Here is a 19,548-nt window from a genome sequence, read left to right as displayed (position 1 = left end):
GAAGCGTCTCATGGGCTACGAAGGCCAGGAATTCAGCGAAATCGCGGCGGGCGTCAGCCCCGCTTTCATCGAAACGCTCTATGCCAAGTATCAGGCCGACTCGTCGTCGGTCGATGCGGGCTGGCGGACCTTTTTCGACGGTCTGGAGCAGGGCGTGGGCGCCCCCAGCTGGCAGAACAAGCGTTGGCCGCTGACCTCGACCGACGATCTGACGGCGGGCCTCGACCCGACCCAGATGGAACCCGCGCCCAAGCCCGCCAAGGGCGGCAAGCCCGCTGCGGCGGCTCCGGCTGCGGCCCCCTCGACCGCCGACATCGTCAAGGCGGCGGGCGACGCGATCCGCGCGCAGATGCTGATCCGCACCTACCGGGTGCGCGGCCATCTCGCGGCGAACCTCGACCCGCTCGGCCTGTCGGGCCTGCGTGAACTTCCCGAGGACCTGAAGACCGAATATCACGGCTTCACCGACGCCGATCTCGACCGCAAGGTCTATCTGGGCGGCACGATGGGCTTCGAATGGGCGACCGTTCGCGAGCTGGTCGACACGCTGCGCAAGAATTACTGCGGCAATATCGGCCTCGAATATATGCATATCGCGGATGTGGAGGAGCGCCGCTTCCTCCAGGACCGGATGGAAGGCCAGGACAAGGCGATCGACTTCACCGTCGATGGCAAGAAGGCGATCCTGAACAAGGTCATCGAGGCCGAGCAGTGGGAAAAGTTCCTCGGCAAGAAATATGTCGGCACCAAGCGCTTCGGCCTGGATGGCGGCGAGTCGATGATCCCCGCGCTGGAATCGGTCATCAAATACGGCGGCCAGATGGGCGTGCGCGAGATCGTGTTCGGCATGGCGCATCGCGGCCGTCTGAACGTGCTGGCGAATGTCATGGCCAAGCCGCTGCGCGTGATCTTCCACGAATTCGCCGGTGGTTCGGCCAACCCCGATGACATCGGCGGTTCGGGCGACGTGAAGTATCACCTCGGCACCTCGACCGACCGCGAGTTCGACGGCCACAAGGTCCATATGTCGCTGGTCGCCAACCCCTCGCACCTCGAGGCGGTGAACCCGGTCGTGCTGGGCAAGACCCGCGCGATCCAGACCATCGCGGGCGACCTGACCGATCACGCGGCCTCGGTGCCGGTTTTGATCCATGGCGACGCGGCGTTCGCGGGCCAGGGCATCGTCTGGGAGTGCCTCGGCTTCTCGGGTATCCGTGGCTACAACACGGGCGGCTGCGTCCACTTCATCATCAACAACCAGGTGGGCTTCACCACCAGCCCGCAGTTCGCACGCTCCTCGCCCTATCCGTCGGATGTGGCCAAGGGCGTCCAGGCGCCGGTCTTCCACGTCAATGGCGACGATCCCGAGGCGGTGACCTTCGCCACCAAGATGGCGATCGAGTTCCGCCAGAAGTTCCACCGCGACATCGTGATCGACATGTGGTGCTATCGCCGCTTCGGTCATAACGAGGGCGACGAGCCGGGCTTCACCCAGCCGCTGATGTACAACAAGATCCGCTCGCACCCCGGTGTCAGCGAGATCTACTCGAAGCGCCTCGTCGCCGAGGGTGTCGTGGACCAGGCCTGGGTCGACGAGAATATCAAGCAGTACACCACGCGCTGCGAAGGCGAGTTCGAGGCGGGCCAGAGCTACAAGCCCAACAAGGCCGACTGGTTCGCTGGTCGCTGGTCGGGTCTGTCGGCGCCGAAGGAGACCGATCAGGGTCGCCGCAACGTGGAGACCGGCCTCGACAAGAAGCTGTTCGACGCGATCGGCCGCACGCTGACCACGATCCCGGAAGGCTTGCAGGTCCACAAGACGCTGAACCGTGTGCTCGACGCCAAGCGGCAGATGTTCGCTACGTCCGAGAATTTCGACTGGGCGACCGGCGAGGCGCTGGCCTTCGGTTCGCTGCTGTCGGAAGGTTACGGCGTTCGCCTGTCTGGCCAGGATTCGGGTCGCGGCACCTTCTCGCAGCGTCACGCCGTCTGGGTCGACCAGACCGACGAGCACAAATATGTGCCGCTGAAGACCGTCGAGCATGGCAGCTTCGAGGTGCTGGACAGCCCGCTGTCCGAGTATGGCGTGCTGGGCTTCGAATATGGCTATGCGCTCGCCGATCCGAAGACCTTGGTGCTGTGGGAGGCGCAGTTCGGCGACTTCGTCAACGGTGCGCAGATCATGATCGACCAGTTCATCACGAGCGGCGAGTCCAAGTGGCTCCGCGCCAACGGCCTCGTGATGCTGCTGCCGCATGGCTATGAAGGGCAGGGGCCGGAGCACTCGTCGGCACGTCCCGAGCGCTTCCTCCAGTCCTGCGCCAACGACAATATCCAGGTTGCGAACTGCACCACCCCGGCCAACTATTTCCACCTGTTGCGCCGCCAGATGCACCGTAACTTCCGCAAGCCGCTGATCGTCTTCACGCCGAAGTCGCTGCTGCGTCACAAGCTGGCGGTGTCGAAGGCCGAGGACTTCCAGGGCGAGAGCCACTTCCGCCGCCTGCTGTCGGACACCAACGGCGCCGCCGACGAGGCGACGACGCGTCTGGTCCTGTGCACCGGCAAGGTCGCCTATGACCTGATCGAGGCGCGCGACGCGGCGGGCGACACCACGACCCAGATCGTGCGCGTCGAGCAGCTCTATCCGTTCCCGAGCGACGCGCTCGCCAAGCGGATCGCGCGGATGCCGAACCTGCAGGACGTGGTCTGGGCGCAGGAAGAGCCGAAGAACAACGGTTACTGGTTCTTCGTCGAGCCGCTGATCGAGGAAGCGCTGGCCGAGGCTGGGGCGTCGGTGAAGCGGGCGCGCTATGCGGGTCGTGCGGCGGCGGCATCGCCCGCCACCGGCCTGATGAAGCGCCACACCGCCGAGCAGGGCGCGCTGGTCGCCGATGCGCTGGGCCACAATGTCCGCGAGGAAATCCGCCGGACGCGCGCCGAGGGCAGCAACACCACCGCCAAGCCGACCACGGCGGCGGCGGACTGACACTTAACCGAGTTCCCCGGTCCTTCAGGGGCTGGGGAGGGATGAAATCTGGCGCGGGCGTTTTGCCCGCCCGCGTAAGAGCCCCGGTCGATGGACCGGGCGGAGGAAATGGGAATGGCGACTGAAGTTCTGGTGCCGGTGCTGGGCGAATCGATCTCCGAGGCGACGCTGGGCGAATGGCTGAAGCAGCCGGGTGACGCGGTGGCGGTCGACGAGCCGATCGCGAGCCTGGAGACCGACAAGGTCTCGGTCGAAGTGCCCTCGCCGGTGGCGGGTGTCATGGGCCAGCATGCCGTCAAGGTCGGCGACACGGTACAGGTCGGCGCGCTGCTGGCGACCGTCGATGCGGGTGGCTCGGCCCCGGCCAAGACCGAAGCGGCGACCCCGGCCGTGACCGCAGCCCCGGCGGCAGCCGCTCCGGCCCCTGCGGCGGCTCCGGCCGCTGACGAGTCGAGCGACTCGCCCGCCGCGCTGTCGCCGTCGGTCCGCCGCGCGGTCCTCGAGCATGGCCTCGACCCCGCGACGATCAAGGGCACCGGCAAGGACGGCCGCATCACCAAGGAAGACGTCGCCGCCGCCGCCGCCAGCAAGTCGAGCGCGCCGGCCCCGGCGGCCGCTCCGGCTGCTGCTGCCCCCGCCGGTTCGGCGCGCAAGGAAGAGCGCGTGAAGATGACGCGCCTGCGTCAGACGATCGCCAAGCGCCTGAAGGAAGCGCAGAACACCGCCGCGATGCTGACGACGTTCAACGACGTCGACATGACCGCGGTGATCGAGGCGCGCGCCAAGTATAAGGACCTGTTCGAGAAGAAGCATGGCGTCCGCCTGGGCTTCATGGGCTTCTTCGTGAAGGCCGCGACGATGGCGCTGAAGGACATTCCGTCGGTCAACGCCTCGATCGAGGGCGATGAGATCGTCTATCACGACTATGCCGACATCTCGGTCGCCGTCTCGGCCCCGAACGGCCTGGTCGTGCCGGTCATCCGCGATGCGCAGGACCTGACGGTCGCGGGCATCGAAAAGACGATCGGCGACTTCGGCAAGCGCGCCAAGGATGGCACGCTGAAGATGGAAGAGATGAAGGGCGGCACCTTCACCATCTCGAACGGCGGCGTGTTCGGTTCGCTGATGTCGACCCCGATCATCAATCCGCCCCAGTCGGCGGTGCTGGGCCTCCACCGCATCGAGGAGCGCCCGGTCGTCGTCGACGGCCAGATCGTCATTCGCCCGATGATGTATCTGGCGCTGTCCTATGACCACCGGATCATCGACGGTCGCGAGGCGGTGACCTTCCTCGTCGCGCTGAAGAACGCGATCCAGGACCCGACCCGCATCCTGATCGACCTCTGATCGCTTTGTGATCTATACGGGCCCTCGCCGCGGCGAGGGTCCGTCCTTGCTATGTAAGGCGGGTGCGCCCGCAGGCTGGACCCCGAAAGCCGGGGAACGGGAGAGACAAATGGCTGAGTATGACTATGACGTCCTGGTGATCGGCGCTGGCCCCGGCGGCTATGTCGCGGCGATCCGCGCGGCGCAGCTGGGCCTGAAGACCGCATGCGCCGAGTCGCGCGATACGCTGGGCGGCACCTGCCTCAATGTCGGCTGCATCCCGTCCAAGGCGCTGCTCCATGCCTCCGAGCTGTTCGAGGAAGCGTCGCACGGCGCGCTCGCCAAGTTCGGCGTCGAGATCGAGGGCGCGAAGCTCAACCTCGACCAGATGCACGCCGAAAAGGCCAAGGCGGTCGGCGAGCTGACCGGCGGCATCGAGTATCTGTTCAAGAAGAACAAGGTCACCTGGCTGAAGGGCAAGGCCGCGTTCCAGGATTCGAGCACCGTCAAGGTCGGCGACCAGACCGTCACCGCGCGCGACATCGTGATCGCGACCGGCTCGGTCGTGACCCCGCTGCCGGGCGTCGAGATCGACCAGAAGGTCGTGGTCGATTCGACCGGCGCGCTGGCGCTGCCCAAGGTGCCCGAGCATCTGGTCGTCATCGGCGGCGGCGTGATCGGCCTGGAGCTGGGCTCGGTCTGGCGGCGTCTGGGGGCCAAGGTCACGGTTGTCGAATATCTCGACCAGATCCTGCCCGGCTTCGACGGCGAGGTCCGCAAGGAATCGGCCAAGCTGTTCAAGAAGCAGGGCATGGAGCTGAAGACCTCGACCAAGGTGACCGGCGTCACCGTCGAGGGCGACCGCGCGACCGTGTCGGTCGAACCGGCGGCGGGCGGTGCGGCGGAAACGCTGTCGGCCGATGCTGTGCTGGTCGCGATCGGCCGCAAGCCCAACACCGACGGGCTGAACCTGGAGGCCGCTGGCGTAAAGCTGAACGGTCGTGGCCAGGTCGAAATCGACCATGACTTCGCGACCAATGTCGACGGCATCTGGGCGATCGGCGACGTCGCGCCGGGCCTGATGCTCGCCCACAAGGCCGAGGACGAAGGCGTCGCGGTGGCCGAGAATATCGCGGGCCAGACCGGCATCGTGAACCACGACGTCATCCCCAGCGTCGTCTATACGATGCCCGAGATCGCCGGTGTCGGCCTGTCGGAGGAAGCCGCCAAGGAGCGTGGCGAGGTCAAGGTCGGCAAGTTCCCCTTCATGGCGAACAGCCGCGCCAAGACCAACCGCGACACCGACGGCTTCGTGAAGGTCATTGCGGACGCCAAGACCGACCGCGTGCTGGGCGTGTGGATCATCTCGAGCCTCGCAGGCACGATGATCGCGCAGGCCGCGCAGGCGATGGAATTCGGCGCGACGTCCGAGGACATCGCGTACACCTGCCACGCACACCCGACCCATGCCGAGGCACTCAAGGAAGCCGCCATGGCGGTGCAGGGCAAGCCGATCCACATCTGACCCGTCACGGCCGGGCTATCCGAAAAAGGGGGCGGGCATCGCAGGATGCCCGCCCTTTCTTGTTTCGCGCGTCGGGGGCGATGGTTACGGCGACGCATCCCGTCGTGCTCTCGTACGGGGAGGTTTTTGCTGGACCGCAATCTCTGAGCGGCTATGCTCCAGCCCGAAACTTCATAGCCGCTGCCTGGGTTGTCGCTGGACCGCAATCTCTGAGCGGCTATGCTTTACGGCTCGCTCGACACCTTAGCGCATCAGTTGTCGCTGGACCGCAATCTCTGAGCGGCTATGCTCCGCCCCCTTCCCGCCCGCATGGTCGACATGTTGTCGCTGGACCGCAATCTCTGAGCGGCTATGCTATGGGGCGGCAAGGCGACTATCGCTTTTTGGTTGTCGCTGGACCGCAATCTCTGAGCGGCTATGCTGGACGCGGTGCTGGCGGCGATCATTACCGTGTTGTCGCTGGACCGCAATCTCTGAGCGGCTATGCTATCGCGCGGGTGTGCCAGCGCATCAGCTCGTTGTCGCTGGACCGCAATCTCTGAGCGGCTATGCTCCCGAGGTCTATTCGGGCGCGACCACCGAAGTTGTCGCTGGACCGCAATCTCTGAGCGGCTATGCTTTAGCGCGATCTTGCCAGACCCGACCATTGGTTGTCGCTGGACCGCAATCTCTGAGCGGCTATGCTAATCGTCTGCCATGGTCATGCTTCCTTCGGTTGTCGCTGGACCGCAATCTCTGAGCGGCTATGCTGGCGGGCGGGCGGCGCAGAGGTGGGTCATGGTTGTCGCTGGACCGCAATCTCTGAGCGGCTATGCTTCGCGCTGGCGCCGTTCCACTGCGACGCATGTTGTCGCTGGACCGCAATCTCTGAGCGGCTATGCTCGCCGACGCGGTCGAGGTGTGGATCGTTGAGTTGTCGCTGGACCGCAATCTCTGAGCGGCTATGCTGTGCATTGTTTGCGCTTGCCTGCGCTGCGTGTTGTCGCTGGACCGCAATCTCTGAGCGGCTATGCTTCGCCCATCAACATGGCCAACAGCCTGTTGGTTGTCGCTGGACCGCAATCTCTGAGCGGCTATGCTCCCGGATCGAAGCCAAGGCTCGGGGCAACGTTGTCGCTGGACCGCAATCTCTGAGCGGCTATGCTGGCGGGAAACGCCTTGGCGAGCGCGCCGGGGTTGTCGCTGGACCGCAATCTCTGAGCGGCTATGCTACAGCCGATCGTCTGGCCTGAGCCGACGCAGTTGTCGCTGGACCGCAATCTCTGAGCGGCTATGCTGATGGCGGTCGCGGTCTGCGGATCGACGTCGTTGTCGCTGGACCGCAATCTCTGAGCGGCTATGCTTCGACCGGCTGAACGCGACATTCACCGCCTGTTGTCGCTGGACCGCAATCTCTGAGCGGCTATGCTTCTATGCCGATCGGCGCGGTTCGATCATGGTTGTCGCTGGACCGCAATCTCTGAGCGGCTATGCTCACGGCCATGGCGACCTGCGGATCGATGCCGTTGTCGCTGGACCGCAATCTCTGAGCGGCTATGCTGAATGGTGGGATATCGTATTGATCTGCAACGGCGAAATCTCCCATCCGGCATAGTCAAACCCTTCGCGAATCATCAAAACAGCGCCAGCTGATCGGGGTTTTTTCGCGGCTGTCGGCGGGACTGGCCGGCGAAGCGGATGATGTTTTCATATTGGCGGTCGGTAAAGCTCAAGATGTGAACCTCTCCCTTGTCGGGCAGATGGGCCTCGATACGACGCAGATAGGCCTCCATCTGTTCCTTGCCGCTGCAAAAGCGCGCATAGACCGAAAACTGGCTTTTCTCGAATCCCTCGTCGAGCAGATATTCGCGGAACTTGGTCGCGGCCCGGGCCTCCGACTTGGTGGTCACCGGCAGGTCGAACATCACGAAGATCCACATCAGCCGATATCCCGACAATTGCCCGATGCTTGGCGATCCCATGGTCATCGGACTAGGCCGTCCAGCCCGGCCAGCTCCAGCGCGGAGGGCGGCAGGGGCAGGATCAGGTCTGCGGCACGCCCGGTCTGAAAGCTGCGCGCCAGCGTCTGGGCGACGCGCTGGATGGCGAGCCAGACGGTGGTGATCCCGTCGTCCAGCATCAGGTCGACCGCGATCAGCCCGGCATAGGCGCGCTTGGCCTCGGGCGTGACGCGGGTGATGTCACGTGCGATCAGCCTCAGGGTCAGCGCATCGACCAGCGCGCGAAACGGCTCGATCACGTCGTCGGCCAGCGCCAGCGGATTGCCGCGATGCGCATGATGCACCCCGATCGACGGATGCAGCCCCGCCGCGACCACCGCGCGGGCACAGGTCGCGCGCATCACCGCATAGCCATAGTTGAGCAGTGCATTGGTGCCGTCCGCATCCCGGTCGCGACGAAAGGTCTCGCCCATCAGCAGCGGCCAGTATCGCCGCGCCGCCTGTGCCTCGACATTTTCGGGATCGCCCGACCCGACCTTGCGCGCCAGATGGTCGAAGGCGGTGGCGGAGTGGCCGTTGGCGGCGAGCACCGCGCCCTGCCAGCGGATCTTGGCGACGACCAGCGCGCGCCACAGTTGCTTCGACAGCGGCCGACCGGCCTCCCATTGCGCGCGCATCCGGCCGTTCTGCGCATGATGGCCGTCGATCGGCAGGCAGATGGCGGCGGGGCTGTGATTGGCACCGCATAGCAGCAGGACCGCGCCCCGCTCGGCCAGCGCGACGATGAGGTTGGTCGACCAGGTGATGCCATGCGCATGGACGATGACCGCGCCGACATCGTCGAGCGGCACGCGGCCGACCTCGACCCGATCCTCCGAGACGATCAGGAAGCCGCGATGGGCGGACAGATGCCGGTTGTCGGTGGCGATATCGACGATCCGTTCCAGCCCCATTGCGGCGCGCGTCCCTTAGTCGGCCGGGGCGGCGCGGGGGCGGGTGCGCCTTACGGTCTTGCGGGCAGGAAAGCCGGGGTCGAGCACACGGCCGAGTTCGTCGATGCGCACCTGCCGGGCCCGCCAGCCCTTGAGCGTGTTAAGTGACGGATAGAGATAGCGGAACGGATCGTCCCCATCGGCATCGCGGGCCTTCAGGGCTCCGCCTTCATGCGGTGCCGCGACGGCGAATTGCTTCTCCGAGAATTTCACGACGCGAACCAGCTCGCGGTTGCCGTGGGTCCGCTCGACCGCGAGCATATCGTTGCGCTGAAGGCTCAGGATTTTTCGCGCGGCCGGATGGGGGCGTGGCTGTTCGGAGGTCTGGTGGGCATCGAACATCGAGATCACCTGACACCGCCACTTCCCGTCGGGCATCTCCCACACATCGTACCGGTAATTGCTGTCGCCCTTATAGCCCTTGTACGCGCGGCCATCGCGGTCGCGGATCGGGATGATGGTCAGGGGCTCGGTCACGCGCACCCGGCGGATGCCGCGGTAGAGCAGGGGGCCCAGTTCGCCGAAGCGCGCCATCCGGGCTTCGAACGCCTTGCCGTCATGCCCCAGGGTGAATTCGGCCAGCGCCGTTCGCAGCAGCGGATCGCGGACCCGGGCGATATCGGCGGGCTTCCTGATCGCGCCCAGCGGCACGCGCCGCACGACGATGCTGTTACCCTTGGCATCCGTCTCGCCCGTCAGGCCATAGGCGGTGTCGTTGTGCAGCCGCCCGGCGGTCTGGTCGCGACCGGGGCGCAGACCCGCCTTGGACACCGTGCCGTGATCGGGGCGGTGCGACACGATGATGCGGTTGACCGCCGCGCGCAGATCGTCGCGAAAGCCGTCCCACGGGGCAGGGACATGGATTCGCTCGCGCCCCTCGCTGCCCTCCTGCCCCGAAGCGCGGGCGATGGCGTTCAGCATGCCCCGGTCGACGATCGCGACCACGACCGCGTCGATGGCGTGATGGCGATGGTCGAGCCGGTTCTTGGGCTGGTCCGCGCCGCCGCCGAAATTATGGTCGGGCAGCAGATCGTTCAGCCCCAGCTTGCGCCGGACCATCTCGGTCAGGCGGCCGGGCGATACCCAGACGGGGTTCGATCCCTCCCCGCGTCCGGGATAGAGCGAGGTCAGATATTCGCGCGCCAGTCGCCCCAGATATTGGGTGTCGACCAGATGCCGCGCCAGGAACCCGTCATCCTGCGCGAAACGCTGCATCGCATCGGGTTCGAACCGCCAGCGTTTGGCCTTGGGCAGCCGAGAGGCGCGTTCGGCGATCCCCGGCCAGCGATCAGTGTGGCCCCAGGCCTCATAGGGGGAGCGGCGCCGCTTCTCGCGATTGGCCTCGCGCAGGCAGAGCAGCTTGTTGCCGTTCGAATCGTCCAGTGTCTCGGCAAAGGGCAGGATGTGATCGACCTCGACCTGGGCGGAGAACAGCATGTCGATCGAAATCTGTTCGTCGGTATAGATGCAGCGGCGATCGAGCACATTGCCCGGATTGAGTTCCTCCCACAGCTTTAGAAGCGCGCGGTTCGCGCCGCTGTCACGCTGGCGGATTTCTTCCAGCTTGCGGGACCGCCCCTCGGCAGCGAGGCGGTTCTCGCTATTCTCGCGGTTGCGCCGCTTCTTCTCCTCGTCGGTCAGCTTCAACTCGCGCGCGAGTTCGACCGCGATTTCGTCGGGCGGGCCATAGGCGCGGATCAGGCGGTTCACGACATGGCGAAGCTGGTTCAGCCCGATATGCACCGTGGGGTTGGTCAGGCGGCCGATCCGCATCTCGTCGGGATCGGTCGGCTCGGCGGTGCCCGGCATGATATGCCGTTCCAGCGCGACGCCGTAATAAGGCAGTTCGCTGACCTCCCTATCGGAGTCGTCGCGGCGGAAATCGCTGTGATGGCCGAGGCCCGATCTCTGCACCGCCTCGCTATAGACCAGGACCCGGCCATCCTCGGTCCGGTCGTGGAGCAGCGAGTCGATCAGCGTCGTCGTCGCGGTCGGCCCGAAGCGGCCATGCCCCTCCGGCAAGCGCGCGCCCAGCACCGCCCGGGCCTCGTCCTCCGAAAGCCCATGGGTCTGTCGCAGCCAGTCCGCGAACGCCGCCTCGTCGCGCTCGCTCTCGACCGCCGTCAGCCGCTGCACCACCTCCCATTGCGCCTCGGTCGACAGATGCGCCCAGCGTGTCCCGAACCGCTTCTTTGCGCCCAGTTCGGCGGCGACCTCGTCGCCCTTCAAGTCGGTGCGGTTCTCGCTTTCCTTGTTGAAACGGTCGGCGGGGTCGAGCTTCAGCTGCTTGCGCAGGGCGGCGAAGCTCATCTTCGCGCGCGTCTTGAGCGCCAGGAACAGGATATCGCGCTGCTCGGGCGTCAGCCGCTGCGCGATCTCGCCCGCCCGGACGATCGTCAGCGCGTTGATCTCCTCAAGCAGGCGGCGCTTCTGGAACAGCGGATGCGCCTTGGCCAGCCGCGTCTCGCCGGGGACCAGCGTGCATTGCCCGACCGGCGGGGCCTTGAGCGGGCGCTGGTGAAAGATGATCTCGTACAGCCGGTCATGGACCTCGCGCGTCAGCACGGTCGGATGATGCGGCGCCTGTGCCGCCCAGATCTCGGCGAACTCCTCGGCGATCAGCGCGCGCGAGGGGTAGAAGTCATAGCCGTCGCCCTTGGCCCCCTCGCCGGTTTCGGGGCGCAGCCGGGTGCGGACCGAGGGGATATGGTTGGCATCCTCCGCCGCCTGACGCCGTCGATGGAGAAATTCGCCCAGCGTCCGGGCATCGCTGTCCCGCATCTGACGGGTCAGCCGGTCGACGCCGACCGCGATCTTGCCCGCCTCGTCATCCTGGCCGCGATCGGTCTTGCGGTTGGACTGGAAACCGCGTCGCTGGTTGAGGTGGAACAGCGCGCGGCCCAGCTCGAAAGGCGACAGCGCTTCATCCAGCGCACGGGCCCGCAGGGCATAGGGGTCCTCGACCGCCAGCCTCTGCCGCTCGGCCTGGTCGGCGGGGAAAAGCCCGTCGCGAATCAGATATTTGATGAGCGCGGCCTGACGCTGCTTGAATCGGTCGCGCCGCCGCCGCATCGCGCGGGCCGCGCGCCGGTCGACGGCCAGCGAGGCGCCCGATTTGGGATCGCGCCCGTCGCTGAAGATTCGCGATCCCATGGCGAGGATGCCGTCGGGATCGCCCGCGCCGTCCAGGTGCAGCGCGGCCCAGCCCAGCGAATTCGCGCCCAGATCCAGTCCCAGTCGCCAGCCCATCTGCTCCCCCGCCCATCTCTTCGTTCGGCCGAATGATGGACGCGTTTATCTTGGGAGGAAAGTCCTTGGGCGGAAACCGGAAGATGGTTCGTTCCGGCGGTAAATCGCACTTGACCGACGCCATGAAATTGCAAAGACTGCGGGCCTCAGAGATTGCGGTACTGGCGGCTAACAAGCAGTCATGTCTGCACCAGATAAGGCCAGCGCTACGGCGCTGGCTTTTTTCTTGTCCGGCGTTGGTGATGTCGCATGGAAAAGGGCGACGGAGCATTCGCCCCGCCGCCCTTGACTGTTCATGCGTACAGGCGCGGAAACTTACGCTTCCGCCTGGTCGCCATAATTGGCCAACTCGTCGCCCATGATGCGGGTGACGTGCAGGACGTTGGTCGATCCCGGCGTGCGGAAGGGGACGCCCGCCATCAGCACGACTTGGTTGCCCGCCTCGGCGATGCCGTGGCGCAGCGCCATGCGCTTGGACTTGGCGACCATCTCCTCGAACGACTCGACGTCGCGGGTATGGACCGCATGCGTGCCCCAGAGCAGACCCAGGCGGCGCGCCGTTTCCAGCTGCGGCGTCAGGACCAGGATCGGCACCGAGGGACGCTCGCGCGCGACGCGGCGCGCGGTCGAGCCGCTGGAGGTGAAGCAGATGATCGCCTTGGACGACACGGTGCGCGAGATGCCCGCCGCCGCCGCCGCCAGCGCGTCGGCGGTGGTCGGGTCGGGGGTCATCGCGGTGAAGTGGACGCGGTCGCCGTGACCGGGGTCGTTTTCCACCGACACGCCGATCGCGTTCATCATCGCGACCGATTCGACCGGCCATGCGCCCGCCGCCGACTCGGCCGACAGCATGATCGCATCGGCGCCGTCATAGATGGCGGTCGCCACGTCCGACACCTCGGCGCGGGTGGGCGAGGGGCTCTGGATCATCGATTCGAGCATCTGCGTCGCCACGACGACCGGGCGGCCCATGCGGCGCGACACCTCGACGATGCGCTTCTGGAGCGGCGGGACGGCCTGGGGCGGCAGTTCGACGCCCAGGTCGCCGCGCGCGACCATCACGCCGTCGCACTGCTCGACGATTTCCTCCAGCCGGTCGATCGCCTGCGGCTTCTCGATCTTGGCGAGCAGCGCGGCACGCCCCTTGATCAGGCCGCGCGCCTCCATCAGATCCTCGGGCCGCTGGACGAAGGACAGCGCGATCCAGTCCACGCCCTGCTCGACCGCGAAGGCCAGGTCCGAACGGTCCTTCTCGGTCAGCGCGGCCATGGGCAGCACCACGTCGGGAACGTTCAGCCCCTTGTTGTTCGACAGCGCGCCGCCGACCTCGACCAGCGTCGTGATCTTGTGTTCGTCATGGAAGGCGACGCGCAGCACCAGCTTGCCGTCGTCGAGCAGCAGGCGCGCGCCCGGCTCGATCGCGGCGAAGATTTCCTTGTGGGGGAGTTCGACGCGGGTGGCGTCGCCCGGCGTCGGATCGCGGTCGAGCACGAAGGTGCTGCCGGTTTCCAGCATGACCTTGCCTTCGGCGAACTTGCCGACGCGCAGCTTCGGCCCCTGAAGATCGGCGAGGATCGTGGTCGGGCGACCGAACCGCTCCTCGAGCGCGCGGATCGCCTGGATCAGCGGAACCTTGGACTGCTGGTCGCCATGGCTCATATTGATTCGGAAGGCGTCGGCCCCTGCCTGAAACAGGGTGGCGATCATTTCGGGATCGCTGCTGGCCGGGCCAAGCGTGGCAAGAACGCGGACTTTTCGCGAACGCGGGGGGAGGGCCTGGGTCATCTTACATCCTGCTTCTTTTCTGGGTGCGTCCTAAAGCCTAATGCGGCGCGATCAACCTTGGAGAGACGAATATGGCCGATGCAGTGGATGCGCTGAATGCAATCGATGACAATGCGGCGGCGGCGGCCTTTCGGCGGCTGGTCCTGCATCTGCGCCACCGGACCGATGCGCAGAATGTCGACCTGATGGGGCTGGCGGGCTTTTGCCGCAACTGCCTGTCCGACTGGGTGGGCGAGGCCGCAGGGGTCGACAAGGCGACCGCGCGCGAAGCGATCTACGGCATGCCCTATGACCAGTGGAAGGCGCAGCATCAGGGCGAAGCGACGCCCGAGCAGCTGGCGCGCATGGCCGAAAGCGTGAAGAGGAACGCCTGACGAACATGCCCGCTTGAGCCCGTCGCGTTAAGCGCCTAGACCCGCCGCCGATCCCGACATGGGGCCTGATCCGGCCGCGCCAGACCGACCTTCGCTTGATTGAGGGGGCAGGTACGGGCCGCGACATGGATTCGGTCATGCGGGCCTATCGGTATTCAGAGGGTTAAGACGATGGCGGACGACAATTACGACAGCAGCGGCAATGTGACGGCCGACGAGCTGCGCCTGCTGATCGAGCGGGCCGAGCGGCTGGAAGAAGAGAAGAAGGGCATTTCGGACGACATCAAGGACGTCTTCGCCGAAGCCAAGGCGCGCGGGTACGATCCGAAGGCGATCAAGAAGATCATGCAGATCCGCAAGAAGAAGCGCGAGGAATATCAGGAAGAGGAAGCCATCCTCGAAGTGTATATGAAGGCGCTGGGCATGATCTGATCCCGGTTTCGGGTTCGGAGATGCGAAGGGCGGCGGGGCTTTGAGCTCCGTCGCCCTTTTGCTTGGGGCGGGCGGTCAGGCGTGGCCTTCGACTTCGCTCAGGCTGAACGGGGGTTGGGTCGACGAGCGTTGCAGCTTCAGGCAATGTAGGTATCATGCCTATAGCGACGCGTCCTGCCCGACATGAGGCTTGATAGCTCGTAAATAGGAGTTTCGATGATAGCTGAATGCGATGCAATGACGTTCCGGTCTGTCATCAAGCGACATCGGTATCTGGCTCAAGCGAGTTTTGTGGTGCTCTTGACCGTGGTCTGTGAGTTAGTCGCAGATTTCAACAATTTTAGGTCTCCGATCAATTCAGTGTGGATGTTCGTCATACCGATCGGAGTTGGGATGGCGGCCAATGTTGGTTGGGATCGGCGATGCTTTATGGCCTTTGCTTTGTTGTGTGTTTCGTTGATCGTTGCCGTGGTCGTCGGCACTAACTTTACCAGTTATGGATAAGGGCAAACTCGTAAAGTGCAGCTTTTGCCATACCCCCACCCCCGTTCAGCCTGAGCGAAGTCGAAGGCCAAGCCAAACCCTCACCCCATCTCCGCCGCTTGAGTCGTCCAGCCCAGCCGCGGGATCGTGATCGAGCGTTTCCCCGTCAGATCGGTGCGGCACACGAACAGGTCGCGACTCTCGATATAGGCGATCAGCCGCTTCACCCGGCCGAGCGAACTGGTACCATAGGTCTCGGCGATCTTGGTATCCGGTGGGCAGGGCAGGCCCTCCCGCGCCGCGCGCGCGACGAGCAGGAACGCGCCCAGCATGTCGTCGGGCAGCATCCCGGCCAGCGCCAGCGCCTCCTGCCAGTCGGGATCGTTGACGTCGAAAATCCCCGCCCGCGCGCAGGACAGCCGCCGGGCAAAGCCGTTCAGGTCGAGCGGCGGCCGCGCGAGCCCCGCCATCCGGCAGCGCACCTGGAAATCCTGGAACAGCACCGAGGCGGGGCGGAAGGTCGATTCGGGGTCCTCGACGATCGCGCGCAGCACCTGTTCGTAGATCGCCTCGACTTCGCCCTCGTCCATTTCCGGCGCGGGCGGCGCGGCGGTGGTGGGCAAGGGCGGGCGGCCGAGATCGGCCATCAGTTCCTCGGCGGGCACCCGGCGCGGGCGCGGGTCGAAGGTCATGGGCAGGGTCGGCGCTTCCTCGACCGGCGCGAAGAGCAGTTCCTGCAGGTCCGGCGGCGGCGCGTCGGGCAGGGGGGTCAGCTTGGGGCTGCCCGACCGCGCCGAAGTCTCGACCGCGCCGATCTTCACCGTGATCGGCCGCCGCGAGACGGCGGGCCCCAGCGCCAGGAAGGTGCCGCGCGCCAGGTCGCGGATCGAGTCGGCCTGCCGCCGCTCCATGCCCAGCAGGTCGGCGGCGCGCGCCATATCGATGTCGAGGAAGGTGCGGCCCATCAGGAAGTTGGACGCCTCGGCGGCGACGTTCTTGGCCAGCTTGGCGAGTCGCTGGGTCGCGATCACCCCCGCGAGGCCACGCTTGCGCCCACGACACATCAAATTGGTCATGGCGGAGAGTGAGGCGCGGCGGACCTCCTCCGACACTTCGCCTCCGGTGGTGGGCGCGAAGAGCTGCGCCTCGTCCACCACGACCAGCGCGGGATACCAATGCTCGCGCGGCGCATCGAACAGCGCGTTCAGGAACGTCGCGGCGCAGCGCATCTGCCCCTCGATCTCCAGCCCCTCCAGGCTGAGGACCACCGAGGCGCGGTGTTCGCGAATCCGCGCGCCGAACCGCCCGACCTCGCGCTCGGCATAGTCGCCCGCCTCGATTACGACATGGCCATACGCCTTGGACAGGGTGACGAAGTCGCCCTCGGGGTCGATCACCACCTGTTGCACCTGGCCCGCCGATTTCTCGAGCAGGCGGCGCAGCAGATGCGACTTTCCCGACCCCGAATTGCCCTGCACCAGCAGGCGGGTCGCCAGCAGTTCCTCAAGATCGATCGGCACAGACGAGCCACGCTCATCGGTTCCCATATCCACGCGTACCGTCATGACTCTGGCGTTTGGCCGATCAACGCCCCAAGGAGCAAGGCATTTGATTCCCCGAGGGAGCGACCGAACATGGCCCTGTCGACCGCCGCCGAAATCGCCCGCCGTACGCTGGGCAAGCCCGCGCACGAACTGGACGAGGAAGAACGCCAGGTCATCGCCGACATCGAGTCGGGCCAGCTGAGCACCCGCGACGCCGCCGATGTCGCGGACGAAAGCTCGACCTGGGGCGAGAAACTGGCCGACCGGGTGGCGGCGGTAGGTGGCAGCTGGGGCTTCATCATCACCTTTTCGGTGATCCTGCTGGGGTGGATGCTGCTGAACTCGGACGTGCTCGGCCATTTCGGGCTGGTCTTCGATCCCTATCCGTACATCTTCCTCAACCTGATGCTCTCGACGCTGGCGGCGATCCAGGCGCCGGTCATCATGATGAGCCAGAACCGGCAATCGGCCAAGGATCGGCTGGCCGCCAGCCTCGACTATCGCACCAATTTGCGCGCCGAGATCGACATATTGCGACTGCATCACAAGCTGGACAGTGCGGTCGTCGAACGACTCGACTCGCTGGAGGCGAAGATCGACGGGTTGGCAAAAGCCCTTGCGCGGTCGTAGAGAGCGCGATCATTTTACGAGGCACCGATGGCAGGCCACAGCAAATTCAAGAACATCATGCACCGCAAGGGCGCGCAGGATAAGAAGCGCTCGGCGGCATTTTCCAAGCTTTCCCGCGAAATCACCGTCGCGGCGAAGATGGGCACGCCCGACCCGGACATGAATCCGCGTCTGCGCGCCGCCGTCAACGCGGCCAAGGCGGCCTCGATGCCCAAGGACAATATCGCCCGCGCGATCGACAAGGCCTCGCGCGGCGACGGGGAGAATTACGAGGAAATCCGCTATGAGGGCTTCGGCCCCGGCGGCGTCAGCCTGATCATCGAGGCGCTGACCGACAATCGCAACCGCACCGCGACGAACGTGCGCACCGCGGTGTCGAAGAATGGCGGCAATCTGGGCACCGCCGGTTCGGTCAGCCACGGCTTCGACCGGATGGGCCTGATCAACTATCCCGCCAGCGCGGGCGACGCCGAAAAGGTGTTCGAGGCGGCGCTGGAAGCCGGGGCCGAGGACGTGACCTCGACCGAGGACGGCCATGAAATCTGGACGGCGCAGGCCGATCTGCATGAAGTCGCCAAGGCGCTGGAGCCCGTGCTGGGCGAGGCGGAAGGCGCCAAGCTGGCCTGGCGTCCGCAGACCATGGTCGCGGTCGACGAAGCGGCGGCGGCGACCCTGTTCAAGCTGATCGACACGCTGGACGATGACGACGACGTCCAGACCGTCTGGGGCAATTACGAAGTCTCCGACGAAGTGATGGAAAAGCTCGGCTAACCCCTATTCCTCCCCAAGCTCGGCTTGGGGAGGGGGACCGCGCGGCATGGCCGCGTGGTGGAGGGGCAAGCCACGCGCAAGATAACCCCTCCCGAAAGCCCGTCATGACCCCACCCCCCGCCATCATTCTCGGCCTCGACCCCGGTCTCGGCACCACCGGCTGGGGGGTGATCGCGGCGGAGGGCAACCGCCTGCGCCATGTCGCCAACGGCCAGATCAAGACCGAGCCGTCGATGCCGCTGCCGCGACGCCTGGCGAACCTGCACGCCGCGCTCTACGACGTGATCCGCCAGCAACAGCCCGACGGCGCGGCGGTGGAAGAGGTGCTGGGCAACAGCAACGCGCAATCCACGCTGAAACTGGGCCAGGCGCGGGGTATCGTCCTGTTGTCGGCGGCGCAGGCCGGGCTGATCGTCGGCGAATATCACCCGAGCATCGTCAAGAAGGCGACGGTCGGCACCGGCGGCGCGGACAAGAAACAGGTGCAGGCGATGGTCGGCCACCTGCTCCCCGGCGTGAAGCTGGCGGGGCCGGACGCGGCGGACGCGCTGGCGGTGGCGATCACCCATGCCCACCATTTGGCGAGTGCACGGGCGATGCAGCGGCGGACTTCTGCTTTTTAAGGGGTGTGGGGTCGCGCGAAGCCGCGATGGCGCGAAGATATGGGTTCGCGCAGAGGCGCAGAGAACGCGGAGGTGACGTCCTGTTGGGCGAAGCCCAGGCTATACCCACCAACGGCAGAGATGACAGGGCCGCTGGCGCGGCACACGAACCATCTCTGCGCCCTCCGCGCCTCCGCGCGAACAAACCTTCTTTGCGTCATCGCGGCTTCGCGTGAATCCGTCCCACCAGCAACATCGGCGAGGGGCGTGACGAAACCCCCGTTTTGTTCTAATCCGTCGCCATGATCGCGCATCTCAAGGGACGTTTGGACTCCACCGGCATCGACCATGCAGTGATCGATGTCGGGGGGGTTGGCTATCTGGTCGGCGCCTCGGCGCGCACGCTATCCTCGATCGGCCCGGTGGGTGAGGCGGCGATGCTGCATACCGAGATGCTGGTATCGGAGGATTCGATCCGCCTCGTCGGTTTCGCCAGCGCGGACGAGCGGGACTGGTTCCGGTTGCTGACCGGGGTGCAGGGCGTGGGGTCGCGGGTGGCGCTGGCCATCCTGTCGGCGCTGGAGCCCGCCGACCTGATGCGCGCGATCGCCAGCGGCGACAAGGCGATGGTCGCGCGCGCCAATGGCGTCGGGCCGAAGCTGGCGCAGCGGATCGTGATGGAGTTGAAGGACAAGGTCGGCGGCATCGTCCTGGCGCCCGGATCGGGCGGCGGTGTGGCGACCCCGGTCGGGGCGGGCGCGGACGCGGTGTCGGCGCTGCTCAACCTGGGTTTCCGTCCCGCCGAGGCGAGCGCGGCGGTGGCTTCGGCCGAAGAAGAACTGGGGGCGGGCGCGACCCTCGACTCGCTGGTCCGGCTGGCGCTGCGCAAGGCGGCCAAATAGGGGC

Annotated in this window: 14 protein-coding genes and 1 CRISPR repeat array; of the genes, 9 read left to right on the top strand and 5 right to left on the bottom strand. The window is 66.0% G+C overall.

Annotated features, from left to right (window positions below):
- The first annotated feature begins 10 nt into the window (after positions 1 to 10).
- From ACFX59_RS02965 to lpdA, 3 genes are all read left to right on the top strand, one after another.
- Complete coding sequence (locus ACFX59_RS02965; RefSeq protein ID WP_387429492.1) at positions 11 to 2,989, top strand: 2-oxoglutarate dehydrogenase E1 component; 2,979 nt, start codon at positions 11 to 13, stop codon at positions 2,987 to 2,989.
- Positions 2,990 to 3,103: 114 nt separating this feature from the next.
- Entirely contained in the window at positions 3,104 to 4,336 is a 1,233-nt protein-coding gene (gene odhB / locus ACFX59_RS02960; RefSeq protein WP_387429490.1) for a 2-oxoglutarate dehydrogenase complex dihydrolipoyllysine-residue succinyltransferase, read from the top strand.
- 109 nt (positions 4,337 to 4,445) lie between these two features.
- Complete coding sequence (gene lpdA, locus ACFX59_RS02955) at positions 4,446 to 5,840, top strand: dihydrolipoyl dehydrogenase (RefSeq protein ID WP_387429488.1); 1,395 nt, start codon at positions 4,446 to 4,448, stop codon at positions 5,838 to 5,840.
- 122 nt (positions 5,841 to 5,962) lie between these two features.
- Positions 5,963 to 7,380: direct repeats of the CRISPR family, unit length 36 nt; unit sequence GTTGTCGCTGGACCGCAATCTCTGAGCGGCTATGCT.
- A 73-nt stretch (positions 7,381 to 7,453) separates the two neighbouring features.
- Here the strand turns inward: lpdA and cas2 are convergent.
- The 4 genes from cas2 to pyk form a co-directional block, all read right to left on the bottom strand.
- Entirely contained in the window at positions 7,454 to 7,759 is a 306-nt protein-coding gene (cas2, locus tag ACFX59_RS02950) for a CRISPR-associated endonuclease Cas2 (protein ID WP_387429485.1), read from the bottom strand.
- 44 nt (positions 7,760 to 7,803) lie between these two features.
- Positions 7,804 to 8,733, bottom strand: a complete 930-nt coding sequence (gene cas1 / locus ACFX59_RS02945) for a type II CRISPR-associated endonuclease Cas1 (RefSeq protein ID WP_387429482.1) — start codon at positions 8,731 to 8,733, stop codon at positions 7,804 to 7,806.
- 15 nt (positions 8,734 to 8,748) lie between these two features.
- Positions 8,749 to 12,021, bottom strand: coding sequence for a type II CRISPR RNA-guided endonuclease Cas9 (cas9, locus tag ACFX59_RS02940; protein WP_387429479.1), 3,273 nt, complete (start codon positions 12,019 to 12,021; stop codon positions 8,749 to 8,751).
- A 315-nt stretch (positions 12,022 to 12,336) separates the two neighbouring features.
- Positions 12,337 to 13,806 carry a pyruvate kinase gene (gene pyk / locus ACFX59_RS02935; RefSeq protein WP_387429477.1) on the bottom strand — a complete coding sequence of 490 codons (1,470 nt, stop codon included), beginning with the start codon at positions 13,804 to 13,806 and terminating at the stop codon, positions 12,337 to 12,339.
- Between the two features lie 71 nt (positions 13,807 to 13,877).
- Between pyk and ACFX59_RS02930 the strand changes: the two genes are divergently transcribed.
- Together ACFX59_RS02930 and ACFX59_RS02925 are read left to right on the top strand one after the other, a co-directional pair.
- Positions 13,878 to 14,180, top strand: a complete 303-nt coding sequence (locus ACFX59_RS02930) for a DUF1244 domain-containing protein (protein ID WP_387429474.1) — start codon at positions 13,878 to 13,880, stop codon at positions 14,178 to 14,180.
- A 171-nt stretch (positions 14,181 to 14,351) separates the two neighbouring features.
- A complete protein-coding gene (locus ACFX59_RS02925; RefSeq protein WP_261268946.1) occupies positions 14,352 to 14,612 on the top strand; it encodes a DUF2312 domain-containing protein in 261 nt (86 codons plus the stop codon).
- Between the two features lie 584 nt (positions 14,613 to 15,196).
- Here the strand turns inward: ACFX59_RS02925 and ACFX59_RS02920 are convergent.
- The gene (locus ACFX59_RS02920; RefSeq protein ID WP_307100696.1) at positions 15,197 to 16,660 is read right to left on the bottom strand and encodes an ATP-binding protein; all 1,464 of its coding nucleotides are present in this window, start codon (positions 16,658 to 16,660) and stop codon (positions 15,197 to 15,199) included.
- 69 nt (positions 16,661 to 16,729) lie between these two features.
- Here ACFX59_RS02920 and ACFX59_RS02915 point away from each other — a divergent pair, with 69 nt between their 5' ends.
- The 4 genes from ACFX59_RS02915 (at position 16,730) to ruvA (ending at position 19,544) form a co-directional block, all read left to right on the top strand.
- Positions 16,730 to 17,269, top strand: a complete 540-nt coding sequence (locus tag ACFX59_RS02915; RefSeq protein WP_307100694.1) for a DUF1003 domain-containing protein — start codon at positions 16,730 to 16,732, stop codon at positions 17,267 to 17,269.
- Positions 17,270 to 17,296: 27 nt separating this feature from the next.
- Complete coding sequence (locus ACFX59_RS02910; RefSeq protein ID WP_307100692.1) at positions 17,297 to 18,040, top strand: YebC/PmpR family DNA-binding transcriptional regulator; 744 nt, start codon at positions 17,297 to 17,299, stop codon at positions 18,038 to 18,040.
- 104 nt (positions 18,041 to 18,144) lie between these two features.
- Positions 18,145 to 18,663 (top strand): crossover junction endodeoxyribonuclease RuvC, encoded by a 519-nt coding sequence (gene ruvC / locus ACFX59_RS02905; protein ID WP_309697292.1) that lies wholly within the window; start codon positions 18,145 to 18,147, stop codon positions 18,661 to 18,663.
- Positions 18,664 to 18,944: 281 nt separating this feature from the next.
- On the top strand, positions 18,945 to 19,544 hold the full coding sequence (gene ruvA, locus ACFX59_RS02900; protein ID WP_387429469.1) for a Holliday junction branch migration protein RuvA: 600 nt from the start codon (positions 18,945 to 18,947) through the stop codon (positions 19,542 to 19,544).
- Positions 19,545 to 19,548 lie beyond the last annotated feature (4 nt).

This window comes from Sphingomonas sp. NCPPB 2930 (genome assembly GCF_042867205.1).
Classification (GTDB): domain Bacteria; phylum Pseudomonadota; class Alphaproteobacteria; order Sphingomonadales; family Sphingomonadaceae; genus Sphingomonas.
Note: the sequence above shows the minus strand (reverse complement) of the source record. Positions and strands in the feature narration are given on the sequence as shown.